Annotated in this window: 24 protein-coding genes; 6 read left to right on the top strand and 18 right to left on the bottom strand. The window is 64.6% G+C overall.

The features are described 5' to 3' along the window. Positions 1-53: 53 nt before the first annotated feature. The 15 genes from AC2VON_RS21145 to AC2VON_RS21075 all read right to left on the bottom strand — a co-directional run bounded on the left by AC2VON_RS21145 (position 54) and on the right by AC2VON_RS21075 (position 15,832). Positions 54-1,583, bottom strand: coding sequence for a hypothetical protein (locus tag AC2VON_RS21145; protein ID WP_036473396.1), 1,530 nt, complete (start codon positions 1,581-1,583; stop codon positions 54-56). Beyond that, positions 1,580-2,110: a hypothetical protein gene (locus tag AC2VON_RS21140; RefSeq protein ID WP_084954312.1), complete on the bottom strand. Its 531-nt coding sequence runs from the start codon at positions 2,108-2,110 to the stop codon at positions 1,580-1,582. Before AC2VON_RS21140 ends, AC2VON_RS21145 begins: the two co-directional genes overlap by 4 nt. Next, positions 2,107-3,303, bottom strand: coding sequence for a C2 family cysteine protease (locus AC2VON_RS21135; protein WP_051641670.1), 1,197 nt, complete (start codon positions 3,301-3,303; stop codon positions 2,107-2,109). Before AC2VON_RS21135 ends, AC2VON_RS21140 begins: the two co-directional genes overlap by 4 nt. A 220-nt stretch (positions 3,304-3,523) precedes the next feature. Continuing rightward, entirely contained in the window at positions 3,524-4,987 is a 1,464-nt protein-coding gene (locus AC2VON_RS21130; RefSeq protein ID WP_036473399.1) for an FAD-dependent monooxygenase, read from the bottom strand. A 39-nt stretch (positions 4,988-5,026) separates the two neighbouring features. Further along, positions 5,027-6,688 carry an FAD-dependent monooxygenase gene (locus tag AC2VON_RS21125; protein WP_158085874.1) on the bottom strand — a complete coding sequence of 554 codons (1,662 nt, stop codon included), beginning with the start codon at positions 6,686-6,688 and terminating at the stop codon, positions 5,027-5,029. 37 nt (positions 6,689-6,725) lie between these two features. Beyond that, on the bottom strand, positions 6,726-7,820 hold the full coding sequence (gene bioB / locus AC2VON_RS21120) for a biotin synthase BioB (RefSeq protein WP_244904178.1): 1,095 nt from the start codon (positions 7,818-7,820) through the stop codon (positions 6,726-6,728). Positions 7,821-8,017: 197 nt separating this feature from the next. Next, entirely contained in the window at positions 8,018-8,452 is a 435-nt protein-coding gene (locus AC2VON_RS21115) for a type II toxin-antitoxin system VapC family toxin (RefSeq protein ID WP_225337328.1), read from the bottom strand. Beyond that, positions 8,443-9,690, bottom strand: coding sequence for a hypothetical protein (locus tag AC2VON_RS21110; protein ID WP_139813873.1), 1,248 nt, complete (start codon positions 9,688-9,690; stop codon positions 8,443-8,445). The genes AC2VON_RS21115 and AC2VON_RS21110 overlap by 10 nt, the downstream gene beginning before the upstream one ends. A gap of 326 nt (positions 9,691-10,016) precedes the next feature. Beyond that, entirely contained in the window at positions 10,017-10,451 is a 435-nt protein-coding gene (locus AC2VON_RS21105) for a hypothetical protein (protein WP_142279400.1), read from the bottom strand. A gap of 188 nt (positions 10,452-10,639) precedes the next feature. Further along, positions 10,640-13,060, bottom strand: coding sequence for a hypothetical protein (locus AC2VON_RS21100; protein WP_036473408.1), 2,421 nt, complete (start codon positions 13,058-13,060; stop codon positions 10,640-10,642). A 15-nt stretch (positions 13,061-13,075) separates the two neighbouring features. Next, on the bottom strand, positions 13,076-13,582 hold the full coding sequence (locus AC2VON_RS21095; RefSeq protein ID WP_081284880.1) for a hypothetical protein: 507 nt from the start codon (positions 13,580-13,582) through the stop codon (positions 13,076-13,078). A gap of 161 nt (positions 13,583-13,743) precedes the next feature. Beyond that, entirely contained in the window at positions 13,744-14,343 is a 600-nt protein-coding gene (locus AC2VON_RS21090) for a hypothetical protein (RefSeq protein WP_036473410.1), read from the bottom strand. 15 nt (positions 14,344-14,358) lie between these two features. Continuing rightward, positions 14,359-14,712 carry a hypothetical protein gene (locus AC2VON_RS21085; protein ID WP_051641671.1) on the bottom strand — a complete coding sequence of 118 codons (354 nt, stop codon included), beginning with the start codon at positions 14,710-14,712 and terminating at the stop codon, positions 14,359-14,361. 68 nt (positions 14,713-14,780) lie between these two features. Beyond that, entirely contained in the window at positions 14,781-15,242 is a 462-nt protein-coding gene (locus AC2VON_RS21080; RefSeq protein ID WP_036473412.1) for a hypothetical protein, read from the bottom strand. Further along, positions 15,239-15,832 (bottom strand): MarR family transcriptional regulator, encoded by a 594-nt coding sequence (locus AC2VON_RS21075; RefSeq protein WP_036473413.1) that lies wholly within the window; start codon positions 15,830-15,832, stop codon positions 15,239-15,241. The genes AC2VON_RS21080 and AC2VON_RS21075 overlap by 4 nt, the downstream gene beginning before the upstream one ends. 169 nt (positions 15,833-16,001) lie before the next feature. Here AC2VON_RS21075 and AC2VON_RS21070 point away from each other — a divergent pair, with 169 nt between their 5' ends. Together AC2VON_RS21070 and AC2VON_RS21065 are read left to right on the top strand one after the other, a co-directional pair. Then, positions 16,002-16,772, top strand: coding sequence for a hypothetical protein (locus AC2VON_RS21070; RefSeq protein ID WP_225337327.1), 771 nt, complete (start codon positions 16,002-16,004; stop codon positions 16,770-16,772). Further along, a complete protein-coding gene (locus AC2VON_RS21065) occupies positions 16,769-17,158 on the top strand; it encodes a nuclear transport factor 2 family protein (protein ID WP_225337326.1) in 390 nt (129 codons plus the stop codon). Before AC2VON_RS21070 ends, AC2VON_RS21065 begins: the two co-directional genes overlap by 4 nt. On the opposite strand, the gene AC2VON_RS21060 is transcribed toward AC2VON_RS21065, so the two are convergent. From AC2VON_RS21060 to AC2VON_RS21050, 3 genes are read right to left on the bottom strand one after another with little or no spacing between them, the layout of a single operon-like run. Further along, on the bottom strand, positions 17,155-17,568 hold the full coding sequence (locus AC2VON_RS21060; RefSeq protein WP_036473418.1) for a hypothetical protein: 414 nt from the start codon (positions 17,566-17,568) through the stop codon (positions 17,155-17,157). The genes AC2VON_RS21065 and AC2VON_RS21060 overlap by 4 nt on opposite strands. Positions 17,569-17,592: 24 nt before the next feature. Then, entirely contained in the window at positions 17,593-17,895 is a 303-nt protein-coding gene (locus AC2VON_RS21055) for a type II toxin-antitoxin system PemK/MazF family toxin (protein ID WP_225337325.1), read from the bottom strand. An 8-nt stretch (positions 17,896-17,903) separates the two neighbouring features. Continuing rightward, complete coding sequence (locus tag AC2VON_RS21050) at positions 17,904-18,110, bottom strand: hypothetical protein (RefSeq protein ID WP_139813875.1); 207 nt, start codon at positions 18,108-18,110, stop codon at positions 17,904-17,906. Positions 18,111-18,127: 17 nt separating this feature from the next. Here AC2VON_RS21050 and AC2VON_RS21045 point away from each other — a divergent pair, with 17 nt between their 5' ends. The 4 genes from AC2VON_RS21045 to AC2VON_RS21030 all read left to right on the top strand — a co-directional run bounded on the left by AC2VON_RS21045 (position 18,128) and on the right by AC2VON_RS21030 (position 20,305). Continuing rightward, complete coding sequence (locus tag AC2VON_RS21045; protein WP_156959195.1) at positions 18,128-18,274, top strand: hypothetical protein; 147 nt, start codon at positions 18,128-18,130, stop codon at positions 18,272-18,274. A 92-nt stretch (positions 18,275-18,366) separates the two neighbouring features. Continuing rightward, entirely contained in the window at positions 18,367-18,612 is a 246-nt protein-coding gene (locus tag AC2VON_RS21040) for a hypothetical protein (protein WP_036474016.1), read from the top strand. Between the two features lie 467 nt (positions 18,613-19,079). Further along, positions 19,080-19,439 (top strand): hypothetical protein, encoded by a 360-nt coding sequence (locus AC2VON_RS21035; RefSeq protein WP_036473420.1) that lies wholly within the window; start codon positions 19,080-19,082, stop codon positions 19,437-19,439. 38 nt (positions 19,440-19,477) lie between these two features. After that, complete coding sequence (locus tag AC2VON_RS21030) at positions 19,478-20,305, top strand: hypothetical protein (protein ID WP_225337324.1); 828 nt, start codon at positions 19,478-19,480, stop codon at positions 20,303-20,305. Positions 20,306-20,613 lie beyond the last annotated feature (308 nt).

The raw sequence follows: 20,613 nt of genomic DNA, 5'->3' as shown, positions 1-20,613 counted from the left end.
GGACCGCAACAACGGCCTGGCTTCCTCCCAGGTTTGCGGTGGCTCAGGCAGCATCAGTGTCGTCCCCAATTCTCGATCGCCAGGACCGGGTCGCCCGGTCTGATCACCAACGGCGGCTTCGTGCCAGCGACCAGCTGCGCCAACGGCGAGGTGGGACTGTAGGGCACCTCGTAGCGTGTGATGTCGCCGCTGGCGTCCAGAATCAAGTTCGTCAGGATCTGCACCAACGTCTGCTTGCCTGCTCTGCCGCCGCTAGGCCCGGTGTCTGTCACTCCGAAACCTGTTGCGGGCAAAGGCCACACCGCGCCCCGTGAGTCGCGGAACATACCGCCGTCGCGCTCGTAGAACAATTCGGTCAGTTGGCCAGTCGCCGGGACCGATCGCCCCACCGTCGAGTAGATGGTGTCCCGGCTCGCCATGACCCAGCAGTGGGGATTGAACGGGTCCCGGTAGGTCATCATGTCCGCCGCGGCGGCGCGGTTGGCCCGCGCCCGCCAGAACCCGAGCTCGCGGCCATCAGCAGGCTCGAGGCGGGTGATCCATTCCTGTGCCAACGGATTGGAAGCGATGGGGATCGCAAGAACGTCGGAGATCGGGCTATGACCCACAAGCAGCTTGAGCATGTCCTCGGCGATCGCGGGATCGTCGCAGACTTGGTGCAGCAGCACCGCCACCTCCGCCTTGGTGATCTGCACTGCCGGGCGGCTGAGGTCGACATCGGCTACCGCGGCATGCAGCAGACCGGGCCGGGCGGGTATCTGCTGGCGATCCTGATCACCGATGCATCCCGATGCCGCGTCCCGGTTGAGGTACTCGATCGCACGGCCCACCAGAGAGCTCACGTATTCCGTCGTGTCGGTGGTGACAAGAGCTGCCAGCCGTCGCGGATCCGGGCCATCTCCCACCCGGGCTCGGATGCGCTGTACCGGGGCACCCGGCTGCCAGGCCGCGATCGCGTCGACGTTCCGCAACGCCGGCGGCCACCACGGGAGGTCGACCCGTAGGAGCCCGGCCACCTCGAACCAGCCGCAGGTGGCCACGCGATGATGGCGGTCTGCCACGGCGACGTAGGGCGCTGAACCGCCGTCGTTGGCCCTGTGGGTCGACATTTCCGGTAGGTAGACCGCCGTGGCCCACGGCAGGCGCGCCAACAACGGTGCGGCGAGCGGATAGAGCTCGTTTTCGTGCTGCTCGTGTCCGGCATAGGCCACCGCGATCGGGCCCCGTCCATCGCCGGGCTGCCACGCGTGCACGGCCATCCCGTCGACAACCTGACCGAACAGGAACGCGGCCGGGGCCAGTGCCGCGGTGAACGGATACAGCCGAGGGACCCGGTCCCGCAGTTCTGGTTGGTGCAGCAGAATGTAGTTGTAAATCGTTGCGTGCGACCACCGTTGAGCACCGCCAGGCTCACGCTGCGGGCTGGGCAGCCGGGGTGCGCGCCGCGGCAAGTCTGCGGGGTCACCGATATCGAGTAGCTCGGCGACGTCGCCGGCAGACAGCTCCGGCTGTGACCACCGGGTGCCCATCATGCGAAGCCAGTAGGCGTCGTCCTGGTCAATCCGATCTTGGTCGATGCTCATGCGCGCTCCGGTGTGAGGTCGAAGTAGGCGTAGACGTGGACTTGGTCGCCGGGCGCTGCGGGCTGCAGGGCGTCTTGAGAGCCGACGGCCAGGATCTGGGTGGGGTTAAACCACCGCTGTAACCGGTTGGTGCGCGACCACACCACGAATGCAAGGTCCTCACCATTGGGCCTGGTTTGCCCCGCGTTGTGAACCCGCAAGCTCGTTGCGGACAGGTAGCCGCCAACGCTGTTACGCACTGCGTCCCAGATGAAGTCGCCCTTGCTCGCCAGAAACCGTTCCGCGGTCGGCCGGTAGCCGGGCTCAACACCGGCGGCGAATTGACGCAACGCCGCTTCGGCACGGGCACGCTCGGGCCCGGGCACGGCATCGAGTGGGTAGGCGGAGCCGACGAACGGATACTCGGGCAGGCTGGCCAGCGAGGACGGCTTGTGCGCGAACACATACTGCGCCCCGATATATGCTGCGGCCGCGATGATGACCAATGTGGTTGCCGCCAAAGCCCATAGCTTTGTTGAACGGTTCATTTCCCCAGTTCTCCAATGTTGACATTGAACGTTGGATGGGTTCCTAGCCCGCCGAACTTGCCGGTCGGTCCGGAGCCGATGACATCGCCAAGCCGAACCTGAATCAGAGGGTTCCCCGGATCGTTGGGGTTGTTTCCCCAGGGGTTACGCAGCGTCAGCTGGGCGTCGCTGCCGCTGCCGCTGATGCCTTCGACGATGTAGACGTGAGTGTTCAGCAGTGGGCCACCGGTGGGGGTGGTCGAGATCGTCACCGGTTGATGACTTGCCAGCGCCCCTGAAATCGACTGATCGATGTGCTGATTGGTCCACCACACCTCCCGCGGGTCGATACTCACCCCGCGGTTACCGGTCAACGCCTGCAACGCATCTGGGGCTGAGCCGCCGCGCCCGATCCCGTAATCGAGTGCATGTCCGAGGTCATCGCCAGGGCATTGCATTTTCGCGTACGCCGACTCCATCACGCTGGGCCACAACGGCGCATTGGGCTGCCCGTTATCCAACCAACTGGCTCCGTGATGGTCGATATCGGTCTGGATGTCGTCTTGGGTGACCGTAATGTGTTGCCACGCATGGCCGTTCCACAACGTCACATCAAAGGAGTTGTTGTCCTCGTCGAAATGGACCCGGTCTTTGATCCACTGAGGGTTGGCCTCCGCGATCGCCCCGATCGTGGCGTCAAAGTAGCAGTCACCAACGCTGTCCTGCTTGATGTCGGCCGCCGAGGGCGGGTGAGGGAACAGATCTTTATCGGTCCAGCGCCGGTGAAACTCGATGCCACCACCGGTGTCCAGGGGAACCGGTCCTCCGTCGATGCCGGGCCCGCGCTCTCCGAAGCCCGCTTCATGGACATCGCCGGTGTGTCCGTTGGGTGGAGGGTTGCTGGGATCGAAGTCAAGACCGTCGAGTTTCGCGGTCCCGCTGCCGTCGGCGGTGGTGTAGGTGGCGGCGTGTTCAGTCAACCGCTGCGCATACGCGTCGAAGTCGTCGACCTTCGCCTGCAGCGGACCTTCCGCCTTCGCGAGTCCCGCAGCGATCCCGACCGCGGTGGGATAACCCATCAGGCCGTGGGTGTCGGCGATGCGCTGCACCTCCTGGGCTGCCTGCGGGGAAATCTGTGCCGCACGCGTGGCCAGCTCGGAATAGGCGTCGGCGAACCGCAACAGGTCAGCTGGGTTGGCATCGAGTGCACCCACGACCCCGTCCTCCTACCTGTTGTTTCGACTGCCGTTGATTGTCGCCGACGACAGCGACATCGCGCGCTGAACGGCTGCGCCGGTCCGGCTCGGCGCTGGCGGAGACCCCGCCACTACAGATCGCCGCGCGACTCCCCCGAGTTCTCGCAGAAATGAAGTCTTCCCCGGTTATGACCCGGGGGCCGGCGAAGCAGTTATGCCGCCCACCATCGATTGACTCTCAATTTTCCTTGAGCCCGAGCCGCGTAGTCAGGGCCGCGTGCAGGCCCGTATCGGTGCCATCTCCCACCCAGGCGATGTATCCATCGGGTCGAACCAATACGGCTTCGGGGGCTGTTACTTCGCCCAGAACGGGAATTTCCCACGGCCCGGCGTACTCGGCGTCGATGGCTTTCACCCGATGTGCCCACGAAGAGATGTCGAAATCCCAAGGCGTGCCGAGGTTGAGCAGCACCGCACGGGCGTCGTGGAGAAGTGTGAATAGTCGCAGTGGACCAGTGGGGGTGAGGAGGTCGAGATCAGGCATCCGGTGCCCGAGTAGTGGGTGTCCGTTGCCGAGGTCGTACTGAATGTCGAGACCAGTCATCATCGCGGCGATTCGCTTGCGCGGCTCGTCCATGTTCAGCAGCTCAGATACGGTGTCGCGCAACGCGTCGAGACGTTCGCCGGGGGCGATGAGCGCGGTTTGGGCCATGGTGTTGCGTAGCACACCAGCGGCGACCGGGTGCCGCTCGTCTTGGTAGGTGTCCAGCAGGCGTTCCGGCGAGGTCGTGTTGATGACCTGGGCCAGCTTCCAGCCCAGGTTCGCCGCGTCCTGGATACCGGTGTTGAGGCCTTGCCCGCCGACCGGGAAGTGCACGTGCGCGGCGTCGCCGGCTAAAAGCACGCGCCTGTCCCGGTAGTACGCCGCTTGTCGCGTCACATCGGTGAACCGGGAAACCCAGATGGCACTGCGTATTCCGTAATCGGTTCCGCGAACGGCGATAAGCGCATCCCTGAGTTCACGCAAGGTAGGCTCACCGGTTTGCTCGAGATGCGGTTCGGCGACCATGACCCGAACCGGCCCGCCATCCTCGAGTTTGAAGAATGAATGAAATCCGCCGTGTCGGTGCATGCCCCACGGCGGGTGATCGTCCATCTCGACATCAGCGAGCAGGCAACTCATCGATGGATCCCACCCCGGGAATTCGATGCCGGCGACTTTGCGGATGACGCTGCGTCCTCCGTCGCACCCGACAAGATATGCGGCCCGTAGCGGCGGGCCGTCGCAGATCTCGACGTCGACACGAGCGTCGTCTTGGGTGAAACTTTTCACCTCGCGGCCGCGATAGATCGGCACCCCCAACTCGCTCACCCAGTCGGCCAGGATGCCCTCGATGCGGTACTGCGGCAGCCCCAACCCATAGTTATGCCGGGTGGGCAAGTCGCTGATGTCGATCGAAATCCCTGAGTAGTGCCCGATCTGGCCCGTCCATCCTTGCGACAGGAATCGATCAGCAATCCCGCGCTGATCGAGAACCTCAATCGTGCGCGACGTCATCCCGCCCGCGCGCGAGCCGATCAACTCATCGCTGTTGCCGCGGCGCTCGACGATCGCAACGTCGATTCCTGCCAGCGCCAACTCACCGGCCAGCATCAGCCCGGTCGGGCCCGCGCCGGCAACAACTACCGCATGGTCTGCCACATGCAACCTTTCGTGTTCGCTGGTCCCCGGAAAGTCCAGTTACGTGCGGCGATCCAGGATCTGTTCGACGGCTTGAATGAGCGGCGCGCCGTCGCAGCAGCCGGCCGAGCTGCGCCAGGCGACATACCCGTCGGGACGCACGAGGACCGCCCCGTCGCAGCCGATTCCATAAAGGTCGAAGAACGTGTTGGTGTGGTCGGCCAATCCCGGATCGCCGATCGCGTAGCTGGCGATAGGCACGCCGAGCTCTCGAGCTGCAACCGCGGCTGCTTTTCGCCAGATCGTCCCGCCTGGACCGGTAAGCACCGTGAACCCGGCGCCAAAGAGATCGAGTGTGGAGACCGGTTCAGACTCGGCGCCGAGCCAGACATGTGGGGCCCGGCAGCCCGGTGTCGCGCAGGGCGCGTAGTCGCTGTAGTCGTCGTCGACGTCGGGAGCCGGTGTGCCATCGGAGATGACGGCGGTCGAGCGATACGCGGTGCCGAACTCGACGCCGAAATGATTACCGAAGCGTCGACTGGCCCGCTCGGCCTCCTGGGCACTTAGGTCACTGCTGGCCGGATAGTAGTAAGCCGCGGCAAGCCGCGCGAGATTGCCGTGATTCTGCAAACACTGTTCGATGGTGGTGATCGCGGGTTCTCGCCGCTCGTGCTCATAGGTCTCGAGCAACGACCACCCAGCCAGCCCACGCACGCACAGGGCCAACTTCCACATGGCGTTGTGCATGCCCTGCAGGCCGGTATTGACGCCCAGTCCCCCGGTGGGCGGAAACTGGTGAGCGGCATCGCCACACAACACCACGCGCCCTTGGACCCAACGATCGGCGACCGCGGCGTTCATCTGCCACAGCCCAACGCCTTTCACCTCAACCTCGAGATCTGGAACCCCGACCGCGCCGCGGACCCAGCTCCTCACCCGCTCGGCGTCCCAGAGCTCGAGCACCCACTGGTCAGGCGACACACCGATCTGACACAGCCAGCGCCCGCGCGCGTCCAGTGGTTGCAGCAGACCGGCGGCGTCGGGGTTGGCGACGAAAAACACGACTCCCCGGCGGTCTCCGACGTGGTGTTCGATATCGGCGCGGAAGTAGCAGTTGACGAAATGATGGATGCCCTGCTCGCCGTTCAAGGCGATGCCCAGCTGGCGACGTACCGTGCTGTCGGCACCGTCGGCGGCCACCAGCGCATCCCCGGCCAGGGTGTAGGTGTCTCCCGTGGCGGTGACGCGCACCGCCACGGCCGCCTCGACGTCGTGCTCGCGTGACCCGGACAGAATGTCGGTGACCTGGTGACCGAACCGAAGGTCGACGATGCCCGTGGCCCGTGCCGCGTCGCGCAGGATGGCTTCGGTCAGATCCTGCGACGACATGATCGGCAGCACCGGGCTGATCGCCGGCCCGGGCCCTTCGAAACCTCCCGTCTCGATCTGACCCACCTGCTGGCCGACAATCGTGTCCATATACCTCATCGGGCTCTTCCAGCCCGGCGGGGTATCGATGCCGCGCAGCCGTTGATACACCACACTTCCCCACCCTCGGGCGATCTCCATCGTCCGCGCATTCAGATTGCGCGCCTTGGGATGCCACGACGTCGAATCATGGCGCTCGACAACAACGCTGGGAACCGAGAACCTGGCGAGTTCCAGGGCGGCGGCCAATCCGACGGGGCCGCCACCGACGATGATCACCGGTTTGTGCGACACGATTGAGTTCACCTCGTTGTGCGAAGTCATCAACGGCTTAGGTGTTGGCCGGAGTGGTGGTGCCGGCACCGCGCTGGCGGGTGATGACCAGGTCGTGGCGCTCGACTGGCAGCGCGGGTTCCTCGAGGCCTTCGATCACGAAACCGGCTTCGGCAATCATCGCCCGATCGTCCTGGCCTGGCTGTCCTTGGCTGGTGAGGTAATCGCCGAGGAACATCGAATTGGCCAGGTGCAAGGCCAGCGGTTGCAGTGTGCGCAAATGTATTTCGCGTCCACCGGCGATGCGCACTTCGACGTCAGGGAAGGCGAACCGGAACATCGCCAGGATGCGCAGACAGCGTTGCGGGGTCAATTCCCAATGCCCACCCAGCGGGGTGCCCTCAAACGGGATCAGAAAGTTCACCGGCACCGAATCCGGCTGGAGCTCGCGCAATGCCAGCGCGACGTCGACGATGTCGTCGTCGGATTCGCCCATTCCAACGATGGCCCCTGAGCATGGCGACAGACCAGCGGATTTGGCAGCGGCGACGGTGGCGGCCCGATCGTTGAAGGTGTGGGTTGAGCAGATCCGCGCGTAGTTCTCTGCGCTGGTGTTCAGGTTGTGGTTGTACGCGTCGGCGCCGGCCCCACGCAGCCGCTCGGCTTGCCCCTGTTTCAGTAATCCCAGGCAGGCGCACACCTCCACTTCTGGGGCGGAGCTTTTAATCGCGGCGATCGTGTCGGCGACGCGCTCGATATCGCGATCGGCGGGCCCGCGGCCGGCGGCGACCAGGCAGATGCGTTTGGCGCCGGCGTCGATCGCGCAGCGCGCGTGGCCGGCGGCCTCATCGGGGTTGATCCAGGAGTACTTGAGGATCTCAGCGCTTGAGCCGCGTCGTTGCGAGCAGTACCCGCAATCCTCCGGGCACATACCGGATTTCATGTTCACCAGGTAATTGAGCTTGACCCGCCGACCGAAAAACTTGCGCCGCACCCGTGCCGCCGCGGCGATCACATCGAGCAGGTCATCGTCACTGCTTGCCAGCACGGCGAGCAAGTCGTCACGAACCACGCATCGTCGCTGCAACGCTGCGGCGGTCATCACTGACAACCGCTGCTCAAAGTCCGTATTCGTCCCGGCTGAGTCGTGCATAGGCTTCTCCTTTTCTGGTTGCCGATCAACGCGGTGGGCCCTCGGGCGTGCGGGATGTCGACCCGAAACGGGTTGTTTGACCGGCCCCGAACGCAAAGGCGTGTTGCTGGCCTCTCAAGCCCATGACGAGCGACCGTACACCAAATTTAAGAAAAATAAGAGTATCTTAAGGTAACATTAAGGGGGTGTGGACACGGCTAGGTGTCGTCGTAAGGCAGAAGCGTGAACGCTGGGCAGTGGCGAGGTTCCACGTTCCGAAAGTGCCTTAGGTCGACGGTCGCGACCTGGGTGATTTCGAGGCGTTCAGCAGTCGCAACGACCGATGCGTCCACCGTGCCGAGCGGAAATCCTCGGTACTGGGCGACCAGTTCGCGGATCCGCGGCCAGTCCTCATCGACGACGGGCTCCACCTGGAAGTCGTCCTCATCGAGGTCGTTGAGGAACTTCTGCTCGGCCACTACACCTAGGTCGCGACACAGAACATGAGTGACTTCCGCGATGACGAGCATGGGCACAATGAAAGGGCCCGAATGGGTTTCGAGAAAATCGAGGAACGTCTCGTGATGTTTATCGCCGGCGTTGCCGTAGGCGATCAACGGCCCGGCGTCGACGATGACCGCGGTTATTTCCACACCTCATTGGCCAGGATTTCGTCGACACGCTCGGAGCTATCACTGCGCGCGCTGCGCCCGGCGGCCGCGGCATGCAAACGCCGCCGGCGCCTCGCCGAGGGCCGCTCAGGATGTGGCGCTAACTGCGAGGCCGCCTGTTGACCGTTGCCGGTCAAGGTGAGCCAGGGACCCTCGGTCCACGCTGGCCGCCCGCCCTGTTCAACCTCCGCGGTGACTGTGTCCAAAACGGCGTTGAGGTGTTCCTGTTCGTCGGCCAGCGGCGTCGCGTCGCCGGTGGTCTCGTCTGCGAGGGTGATCAGGCCGTCGGCGGCCAGCGACCGCACCGCCGCCGCGGCATCAGCCCACGCTTGCTGCCGTGTCGCGAAGGGGCTTTCGTCGACGGCATGCCACAACGCCTGCCGCAGTGACACCGGTTCGGCCAGCGCATCGACCAAGACGCGTGTACGCAGCGCCGCATGCACCGCGACGCTGTCGCGCTCAGGCAACGTTTCAGGCCTCTCAGCTTCTGCCGACGCCGCGCTCGCCTCGGGGTGGTCGATGAAGCCGACCGGTCTGCCTTTCACGGGGCGATGGGAACGCTTCGGTACCGGCTCCCCTGGCGCGAATGTCCGCCGCATCGTGTCGTTGAGGAAGGGCTGGGCCCGCAGGCGTTCGTCGTCGACGACGAACCGTACCGACGGCAAGTGTGTGTGCATGGCGCCCAGCGTGTAGGTGTGTGTGCCGACGGGCACGATTAGCGGCTCAACGATGATCAGTTCGTAGTGCGCCCTGGGGTCGATGGCTGTTCCCGGCGCCAGAGTGAAGGCTTCCCATTCGCCCTCGACTGTGTCGCCTCCGACTAGGCGGGCAGCGTCTTTGACAGCTCGCGCGTCCCGGCGGCTCACCCTGCTCAAGTCGGGAATCACCACCGGCGTACCCGCGTATGGCTGCAGGCTCGCCAACGCGCGCAAGTACTCCATCAGCGATTCCGGGAACATTTCGTCCGAAGGCGGGAGCTCCTGGAAGTCGACGAACTCCCCCGACGCCCAGGACACCTGTAACACGTTCGGCGCCCGAAAGTCCTGAAGTAGCTCGATGCTCGGTAGCGCGTCAACAACTTTGGCCCCTACGATGCCGGCCCGTGTGAAAGTGAATGTTCCCGTCATCATCGCGGTGTCGCTACGCAGCTCGAACGACAAGAAACCGGACTTATCAGATCCGCGCTGGGTGACAACGGTTTTCGTGCTTTCAACGGTCACTGAAAGCAGCACGCTCGGGCCTGCGGTGTTATCGGGCCGTCGGACACGGAATTGCGCCTGATGAGCGTTGCGATCATCAGGGTTGAGCCAGAACGCGTGGCGGGCGCCCGCCATCGTCGTTGTGGCCGCCGGCGTCGAGACGGTCTGCTGTCGACGCACGCTGCTAGCTGGTGGTGCAACCCAACGCTCATCGACCGCAGGGACTACCGGAGTCGCCGGCAGTGCCGCGTCAAGCAATGAAGTGGGCGGCACTCAACGACTCCTCGGCGAATTCAACACTGCCGCAGCAGGATCGGCGTGGCATGCAAGGCGAGCGCCGCCTGACGTCAAGGCTGAGTGCGGGTCCAACATTCGGGAAGAACCTCCATCCAGCTGTTCGCGTCGACGCCCGCTAAGCTGCGATCGCGGCCGCGGATCCGCAGCGGATCGGTCTCCTCACGCAATCTGATCCGCTGTTTGAACCAGCTCCTCCAGTCGCACGGCTCGCCGCCGGCGGCAAGTCCGGCGCGATACCACGCGCCAATGAAGTCTCGGCCGCGCTGCTGGTCGCGCCACCAGCTGCTCTCTCTTGCACGGGCAAGGTTGATCAGCCCGGTCCGCCCGGCCGCCTCGTAAGCTTCCTCGACGGCCAACCGATCCTCATACCACGTCTCGAGCGCGAGCCGCCAGTCGCCGTTGGCGGCATACGGCTCCCACGGCCGACAGGGCCAGCCGGCCACCTCCATCGCCACCATCACATCGATGTCGACGTAGGTTTGCATGATGGGAACCGCGGCGACGCGCAGCAAAGCCGCGTCGACGAGTTGGTCGCGCCAATCAACCTCCAACGCGCCCCGCCGCGACCGATCGAGAATCGATTCCGCGCAGCTGCGGCGCCGTTCGACGTAGGTGACGGTTGCCGCCTTCTGCCAACACTCACTGCCGTACTCCACCCGCCACACGCCCCTGCTCAGGCGACGGCGGCCGCGGGACTCAACGGGGCGCCGGCCAACCGCGTCGCATACAACAAGTCCGCACACCCCTCCGCGGTGTCGTAGTGACGCAACGACTCAATTACTTCAGCGGCCCGCACCGTCGCCAAGGACAACGCTGGCTCTGATCCGCCATGGCCCTGGCCGCCTATGGCCTGTTCGTATTCGATCAGCGCCATGAACCGCTCTTGGCGAACCTGCGCCCATAACTCGTCCCCGATCGGTTTGCGTTCCTCGAACAGCCGCATAACCTTCTCGCTCGCAGCCCCGTGCAGGTGACCAGAAAGGGCCGCCATGTGCATGTGCCGGGCCGCGATCTGCAACCGCTGTTGCTCATCAAAAGCGTTGGCCTGCCGCCACTCCCACGGCATCGCGACTTGGCAGCGATGCACAAAATGCCCGCCTGGGTTGGTGGTCGGCGAGACGTCGCGAGGGTTGACCTCGACAGCCCGCGCATTGACTTGATGGGTCCAGTCGGTCATCTGCTGCATAGGCAGTGATGAGGCGATCGCCAACACGCGTGCACCTGGAGCGGCCATCTCTCGGGCTTGGGCGTGACGCACCACCACATCAAGGGGATTGATCCCGCCGACGGCGGCGCTGGCCTCCCACAGCTCGCGACCCACGACCGGATCGGTGACCGCTAGCCGCACATCCTGCGGCACCCGTACCCCCAGCGGGATGCTCGAGGGGCCCTCGCTTGTCGCCAGCCACGCCGTAACTCCCCCGGTGCGTTCGTAAATCAGCGAGACCGCGTAGTGAGTCTGGATATAGCCCTGGGCCAGGGTCTGGGCCAGCATGGCCTCGATGACGTCATGGCCGGCGTCCATGGCCTGCTGGAACAACACCTCACCGCTGGCACCGTCGGCACCGATGGCCTGAATACGGGCATGCTGCTGGGGCATCGCCAACGGCGCCACCTGCGCCCCATTCGGCGCGCCGCCCGCCGCCGGGGGCGGCCCACTACCCCCTGGCGGACCGCCCGCGGGCGTTGACGGCGTCACAGGCCCGGCCGGCCCCGTGCTACTCACCGGAGTCACCGGTGTCGCACCCGCGGCGGCCGACGGCATCATCGCCATCGGGGCACCACCAACGCCGGGTGCGGCAGCCGCAGGAGTTGTTACCGCGGACGAACTGACAGTGGTAGCAGCCGGCACCGCCGCCGCGGCAACATTCTGCGCGACCTGGTGACCCACATTGGCTGCCGCGCCAAGACCATTCGCGACACCGCTGACCGCTCCAGTCGCCATCCGCGCCGATGTCTCAGCAATACCGGACCCCAAACCCGCCAACCCCGGCGCACGACCGGCCCCCGCGCCCGCGCCGGTGCCGGTCCCGACTCCAGTGCCCGCGCCGGTAGCGTTGGGGAACTGCCCGGCTTGTGTCCCAGCAGGATTCATCCCACCCGGGTTACCCATACCGTTGCCAGCACCTGCCGATCCGGGCGACATCATCGATCCCATCGACGCGGGCGATCCGCCTCCCCCGGCGCCCGACGAGATCGGTTTCATCATCTGTCCGATCACCGAACTCGGATTGCTACCGCCCGATCCCATCTGCGGAGCAGCCGGTGCCTGCTTCGGGTTAGTCCCGTTCTGATCAGTTCCATCCGGCTTGTGAAAGGCGGTCTGCTGCACCTGATTCTGCTGCTGGGACTGCGGAGTGTCACCCTTGTTGAACTGGGTTGTATCCGGGCTATCTTTTAGCCCGGTGCCGTTATGAACGGACTCGACCTTAGGGCCACCGCCTTGAGGCGCAGGTAGAGCTGGTGCGGCAGGCGCGGGAGCGCCGACGCCGGGGACGCCGCCGGATTCGGGCAGTGTTGGGTTGCCGTACGGCACCGCCCACTTGCCGACATCGGCCGCCAATGTCGCTATCTTCCCTGCACCCTCGGCATCGCGCGCCTGGGCCAGACCCGCGGCGCCGGCAACGATTGAAGCGATGTCCGCCTTGAGCTGAGCGTCGATCGCTGCAGCAGCACCCGGGACGGCCGCGGCCGCCTGCTTGGCCTTTTCGGCGGCCTCGCGTGCGGCTTTGATGTCCTCTTCGGCCTTATTGACGATTTCGACCAAATCGGCCTTCGTGGCATGGATCTCGCCCGAGGCCCACAACGCTCTCTTGGCGAGGTAACGGTAGCCCTCAATACGATTCTCCAGCGTCGTCTGACGACCGTCGACGAGTCTGCGGGCCGCATCGATAAAGGCGCCCTCCATCGGCGCGACGATGCTGCGGATGTCGTGCTGCGTATGGAGTTCAGGGAATAACTTGTTTGCCGCGCCCATGAAGCTCTCCGCATAAGCCGACCACGCGGAGGCCATCTGCAACGGCCAGGACGTCCCCAAGATCGCCTGCGAGTGCTCAGTAGTAGGTTTTGCGGGATCGCCAGCGCCAGAAGCCATTCCAGTCCTTTCGGCCTAAGGTGCCAAGCGATTGCACAGAGTGCCAACTTCCTTGGCGGCGGCGTCGGCGATGCCGAACGCGTTGCCATTGGCAGGCGAGCCGGTGGCGATAGCGGTTCCTAACGTCTGCAGTGCTTTGACTGCGGTGTTTGACGCTTCAAGCAGAACCGGCGTCGTGCCCGGCGCAATCTGTGAGCGCAAGGCATCGCTAGCCTGCTGGTAAAGGCTGCCAGACTTTTGCAAGGCGGCTGTCCAATCCGGATTGGACTGGATCGCGGGGTCGCCGATCTTGACGTCCTTCGGCAATACCGGCAGTGCATCGTGCGCCATGTTGGCGTAGTGGTCGGCGGAGTCCCAGCCTTGGTAGCAGGTCTGGTGGTCTGCTTGCGCGCTCGGCAGAGGCGCCGGGGACGCCGGCGCCGGCGGCTGAACGGTCTTCGTCACGGGCGCGTGCGTCGGCGCGGCGGCCGGCGTGGTGTCGCGGACCTGCATGGTGATCACCGCGGCGATGATCGCGGCCACAACCGCGCCCGCCGCTGCTGCGGCGGCGAGTGCGGGCCAGCTCCGCCGCGACCCGCCAGGAGGAGGAGGTGGCGGCGGCCCGGGCGGGGGCGGCCACTTCCCTGGATCCGGCGGCGGAGGCAGCGGCGGCGGGAAAGCGATGTCGACGGTGTGGTGCTGAGTCATCGTCCGCACACCCAATCGAGGGAGTCACGGCCGGCGGTGAACATGTCGACAACTTTTCCTGAGGTGGGGTCGAAGGTCTTGTAGGCCACCGCGAGGGTGCGTAGCGCGCTGACGGTGCTGTCAGCGAACCCAGCCAGCATTGGGCTGGTGCCGGGCGCGATCTGGCCTGCCAGGGTTTCGGCGGCCTGGCCGTAGAGCTGGCTGGCGCGGTCCACTGCTGCCTTCCAGGTGGGGTTGGCCTGTACGGCGGGGTCGGTGAACGGCATGTTCTGCGGGATGACGTTGAGGCCCGAGGCCGCGGTGGTGACCAGGTCGTCGGTGATCGCCCACGCTTGGCAGGTCTTCTTGTCGGCCTCAGCGGCCGGCAGTGGAGCGGTTGGTGCTGGGGGTGCGGCGGTCACGGTGACCGTCGGTGCCTGGGCTGGCGTGCTGTTATTGGCCACGCGGGGTGTGGCGGCGATGGTGACCAGTGTGGTGATGACTCCGGCGATGACTGCCCCGACGCCTGCGGCTGCCGCGATCGCCGGCCAGCGGCGCAGCCGCTGCAGCGGTGGGGGCGGCGGCCACGCGGGTTGGGCCGGTGGGGCGATCGACATGGTGAAAACTCCTGGTTAAGTAGCTTTTGGCAGGTTGGGTCCGCTGCCTGGTTTCATGACCGGCATCGGGAACTGGACCTGGTTGTAGTCCTGGGCGGCGTGCTGATCCTGTTGGGCCAGCACCGGTGGTGACTGGGTGAGTGCCGCTTGCTGCTTGGTGGCCCACAGCGAGTCTTGGGTGTCCACGTTCGTGCGTACAGCTTCGGTTTTCGCGATCACGCCAACCAATGCTGCGTCGAGTTTGGATGCGGCGGCAGGCGGTGGCGGGGCGAACGTCGGCGCGGCGCTACCGGTCAGCGTCTGCGTTGCTTTACCGCCCGCAGACGCCAACTCTTGGGTGTCGATCTGCAGCTTCGATTTGGTCCCCATGGGTGCATTGTCCCAGCATCTGCCGACAATGGAAACCGCTTTGAACGCTGACCTGCGCCTTGTCGAGGTCATGGCCACATCCCCAGTTCGGGGAGAAGTTTGTCGGCGGCGTCGATGATCTGTTCGGCGTCAGCGAGCGCATGGTCGGTGTCTGCGGCAGGAAGATCGAGATCGGTTGTGCTGCGTGGGTATTCGAGCTGGTTACGGATTCTGCGCATTCGGTTGAACGCCCGAAACGATGCGCCGAACTGTGCTTCGGCCGCATCGGCGACAGCGATGTGGCCCCCTGCAGTCGTCGGACGCAGGCCCTGCTGCACCAGGAGCGCGGTGAGCGCCTGGCGGGTAGCGTCGTAGGCCAGCTCAAAAGCCCCGATGTGATCTGCAGCGAGGGCGGCGCGTGCACCGGCCAACCGCTGTCGAGCCTGTTGAAGCAGGTAAGCGCCGTTGGCGGCGTCCCCGCTGACCCGCTCAAGGTGCCCGCGCTCAACCAGCGCAGAGATCTCCGCTCGGCCCGTCTTCCAACCGCTCATGCTGCGTCCTGTGTGGGAAAGACTTGGACATAGGGTCGCCGCTGAATCTCGGCAAGTAGAGCCCACTGGCTGGGGTCGGCCCATTGCGCCGGTGTGGCCTGCTCGGGATTGACCGGAATGCCGATGCGCTTCTGGGCGCGGTCGGCCCCATCAAACAGATCGGTACGCGTGGGTTGGCCGATGACGAGGACATCGATGTCATTGGCCGGCGGCCCGGGCTGCCCGGTGTAGCGCGCGGCCCAGGACCCGAAGATCAGGACTTGCTCCACAGCGGGGATGGCGCCGAATTCCTCGGCAATGACCGTGTGCGGACCGAAAGTCAGCAGCGCGAGCTGGGTCAGTGGCGTGTAGGCAGGATGACTGGTGTTGGCGCTGATCAGTCGGTTGCGGCCCTGGCGGCGATCGCGCAACACGTGGGCGGTGACGAGGCGTTCGACCTCTTGTTGGGCGGTTTGCTTCGAAACGCCAAGTGTGCGCGCGAGGTCGGTGACCGTGTACTCCCGGTCGGGATTGAGCAGCAGCTGCGCCAGGAGTTCGCCCTGGTGCTGGGACCGAAAGACCGGAAGCAACGCCGGCGCCGCAGTACGCATAAACCGATCATATGTCCGGATAAAACCGACAGTCAATATAATATGGACATATAGCCTAGGGAAAGACGACCTAAAGCCGTAGGCGTCTAGCCCTTCGAAGGGGCGCGTGGAGTGCGCGGTAAGTCTCTCTGCGTCTCGTTCAGTCTCGTTGATAGGTAGGCTGATCAACGTGCGTGTGATAGCTCTGAAATCCCTCCTCGAGGAACGCCACCTGCACGCCTATTCAGAGTTCGTCGCCGAATACAACCGGACCGCAAAGGAATTGGGCGTCTCACGCCAAGCAGCACCCCCCACGAAGGCGCAGTACTACCGCTGGCTCGGAGGCGAAATCCAGAATCTCCCACGCGGCTACCATTGCGCCGTGTTAGAGCGGATGTTCCCCGGCTGGTCCGCCAAAGAACTGTTTGGACACCCCGACACCCCGCACCGGGGCGATTTGCTGACCGGTGTCCGGCCCGGCATTGAACCGACCGACCTCGCCGGCCTATGGGTGACGAGCTACATGGTCGACGGGCTGCATCACGCCGATCTATCACAGGTCGACGTCACCAAAGGCGGCATAACAGCGACCAACTACCCACCGAGCCCACGACTCGAAGACCACGAACGCGGCTATGCCAACGACATCGAAGCCGAAGTCTTCGGCCGCCACATCATCGGAAAGTGGCGCAATGTCAACGACCGCTACTTCTATGGCTCCATCCATCTGGCCGTCTTGCCCGGCGAAACGTCAATGGACGGCTACTACACCGCAGTCCTAACCGACACCGAGGTCACTTCGGAGCGATGGCGATGGGCTCGAGTAGATCCTGGATCCCGCGCGGGCGTGGATCTAACGACCGTGAAGCTGGCAGAACCCAAAACGATCTTCCAAATCCTCAGCGACCGAACACGTTTCGACGGGCCAATCCCGCTCGCCCAGGTAACGGAGCACCCGTGAACGCACCCACACGCCACCAGCACGTGCGCCAACTCATCGACACCTATCTGCGCGCATGGACAACGCAAGACCCCGACCTGATCGTCACGATCTTCACGCCCGGGGCGACGTATCACGAACGCGTCCTCGACGAGCCGATGCGCACCACCGCCGAGATTCGACGGTACTGGGAAACCAAAGTTGCGCGCGAGCAGGCCAACATCGACGCGCGGCTCATCACCTTGTACGTCGACGGATCCACCGTCATCGCGGAATGGGAAGCCCGATTCGACGACCTCGTCAAAGGCCACCGCAAACTGATGCGAGAGGTGGCCATCCTCGAGCTCGACGGCGATCGGATCGCCAGCTTGCGCGAATACTGGGCGTCGAAACCGATAGACGCTTAGAGCGCCGCCTGCCCGTTCTCAGCCCGTTCCGCGGCAAGAAGGAGTTCGTTCCCGCGCTGCAGCAGGCCGTTCGCCGCCCGCATCAGCTCATCGAGCACCGCGCCGCGGTCGAGCTGGGCGAGCGCTTTGCGGATCAGGTTATCCCCAACCAGCACCAACTCGTCGGCGACAACTCGCGCCTCAGGCGGGGTGAGTTGCATGTCGAGCCCGATTCCGTTGTGCCGCACTGTATGTGCAGCGGGCTCCTCTGTCGAGCCGTCAGTGATCGCAAGCATGCGGCGGATATCGACACTTCGGAGTCGGTCCTGCAACTCGCGGTCGTCGAGGGCATCCAAGTCCGCGGCCGGGAGCTGGCGCGCTCGGACAATCAACGCGATCGCGGTATCCCGGTCCAGTGACATGGTGAGCATTCAGATCCCCTCCGATTCCATCCCCTAGGGCAGAGATATCCGCAGCCCTGCGCTGATCTCCCGCATTGTCGGTAGCGAAAGGCTGCCGAGCGATTCGATGAGTTCGTCGTGATAGAGCTGCACGATGTCGTCGACAAGCACAAAGCCGTCGAGCGGGTCAGCGTCGGTCAACGAGACAACGGTGGGTAGGCGGCGTTCACTCATGGTCGTCGTGGTGACCCGCGCCGCCAACACAGTGTCGAGGTTCCTGTTGCGAGAGTTGTTGCTCAGGACCACCCAGGATTCGGGTCCGTGTCCAAAATCGACGCGGTATACGTTGCTCCGCACCCCGCGATTCACCGCTCGGCCCTGCTCCTACGGACGTGCAGGTTGCGCGCAGTTCGCCGCTCAACGCTGGCGGGTTCACTGTTGAACTCGGCCGCCAGTTCGGCGTACCCGACGTCGAGCACGCGCTCCCCCACCGCTTCCGCGCCGGCGTGGAGCAACGCGCGAAGCGCGCCGGCTTCTGATTTGATGTCGCCTTCGCCATGAAGGCTGGCCAACTGGCGTAATGCTGGCGATGACCGCGACCTGGTGGCAGTTGATGGTGCCGTTTTGGAGGTTGATGAGTTCGACGACGGCGTTTCTGGCCACGATCTTTGCGACGTCGTCGAAGGCATCGAGCCGGCTGACGGCGTCCTGGCATGCTTCGCCGGCGCTGAGATAGTCGCCGGCCTTGAAAGGCACCGTGGGGGTGGGCATACCACGAACCTTACAGCGAACACGCTGTAAGGTCAATTGTGTTGTAAAGTCGTGCGTGTGATCGAGCTGCTGTCCCTGCGTGGCTTCGCCAACCGCCGCGGCCTCGCACACGGGACCGTGCGCCGCTACCACGTCGAAGGCCGACTCCCGCAGCCCGATGGAGAACTGACCGACGGCGCCGACATCCGCCACCCAGGCTGGCTCCCAGACACCGTCGACAACTGGCAGCGGCCAGGACAAGGCGCTCGCACCGACCTTCAGTCGGTCAAAGGTTGCGGCGACGCAGCCAACGCGCGCCGATGAAAATCACCACCGCGACCACCGTGAGGATGACGAGTCCTGGCGCTAGGCGGAAGAGAGCGCCGGCCGCGTCACTGCCAGTGCGCCAAGCGAATCCGTGTACCAGCGTGTTGAAAAATCCGTGACCGGTGTGGTGTGCGCTCGCGAGGTGAGTCATGTGTCTTCCGCCTTTCGTTGGTGGGACTGTAAGTCCGCGAAGCGACAGCAGCGGATATACCGGTGGCCCGGTCGGCTGGCGATCCCCGTGAGGCGGCAGATCAACGAGCAGCCCTCCCCCACCATTGAAGGGATCAGCACCTGCGCCGGCGACCTGCCCGAGAAGAAAGAGACGCATATCCTCGCCCCGGCCCAGCGGAAGCTATCGCAAGAGGCCCGCTGAAGGTACGAGCCAGATAGGTGGATTTGTTCCCTCAATCGTCACGTGATGCAGGCTGCATCACCTTGTCAGCGGTGGACCGCATAATCCAGGGATGCGGCAGGATGGGAACGCTGGGCGGCCGCGCAACGCGGTTGAGGCATATCTCGAACAGCTTCGGCAGGCTGAGCTGGTCGCCGAAGCAGAGGATGCGGCGCACGGGAAGCACTATTTGTCTGTTGCCACAGGAGATTTGGAGACCAGTGATGACGTGGCGCGGGTCGAGCAGCTCACCGCTACGGCCTGGGCCGGGCGTGAAGGCGCACACATGACCTCCTCTCGAGGAGGCAGTGACTACGTGACGCTGGTGATCGAGGGTCCGTCTGCCGCGCAGTTCGTCGACGAGCTGGCAGACCTGGCTGAAGAACTCGATCCGGGATTCTGGCGCATCTCCCGCTCGTCGAGCCAATTTTGATGTACGGCTCGGTTGCGCGGGCCAGACAAGGACCAAGGATGACCGCCACCCATCGCGCGTTGCCCAGGTTCGCCGCGGTCTCGACCATCATCGCGACCCTTTGTGCCACCGCGAGCTGCGATTCAACGCGTCACGCTCAGGGAAGTCCAACGCCGACGGCCCGCGCCTCCGGCTGGCCGACAACCCTGAACGACTTCACGGTGGTCTGGACCGCTGAACCCGGCATCGACGTCACGACCGGGCCCGTGGTAGCGGTACGCGCCTACGCCGAGTCCTACCTACTCGCCTCCATCACAGGAGACAATCGCTACCTGTATCCCGGCTTCCAGCAGTCCGTCGATCCCAACCAATCCATCGACCATCCCACCGGCACGCAATACCTCTGGCCGAAGCACTACGAACGCGAACACCCGTGGGTGGGCACTGACCAGGTGCACATCTCCTCTGTAACGACGTCCGGCCGCGACGTGACGGTGCTGGCTTGCGAATACACGTTTGGCACAGCTCAACTAGCCCGAGACGGGTACGAACCCAACATCGCTCTGCCGCCACCGCATTCAGGCATTACATCCATGCGGATCACCATGACGGCTCCCGCAAAGCCGGCACCCCAATTCCCCCAGCAGGGACCGGCTCGCGCACCGTCGGCCGACGTCTTCAACGGCTGGCGGATCACCAGCCATCAAGGCGGCTACTTCGCGCAGACCGGGATCGGCGACGAATGGCCAAATGTCATCGAAGACGAAAACACCTGTATCGCCAAGGCGCCTCAACACCCCGATCTCAAACGCGGCGGCCGATATCCTCGCGGCGACTTTCCTACCCAACCGGCATCTCCCGGATGGCCGGCCCCCAGCGCGGTATAGCCGATTGCTATACGCGCCTATACGTGGCTATAAATCGTGGGCCTCGCGAGCGTAAGGGTCGCTGACCAACCACCGCGTGATGGTGGGGTCACCACCATCCCAACGTCCGGCTTGTAGCAGCTTCGTTGCGCTTCAACGTGATTGAGGGCAGTTCGGTTTAGCGGGCGGGGAAAAGAGCCTCGGTCGTAGCCGGCGCTGGATCCGCTGTCAGCTAACCTCGATTTTGCATACCGGTAGGCCGGGGTGCGGGTTGGCCGCGGATTGGCTTGTGCATTCAGTATTTTCGGGTTTTGACATGTTTACTCGCC

The sequence above is a fragment of the Mycobacterium sp. TH-M82 genome (assembly GCF_057473605.1).
This window is presented reverse-complemented; position numbering and strand designations above follow the sequence as displayed.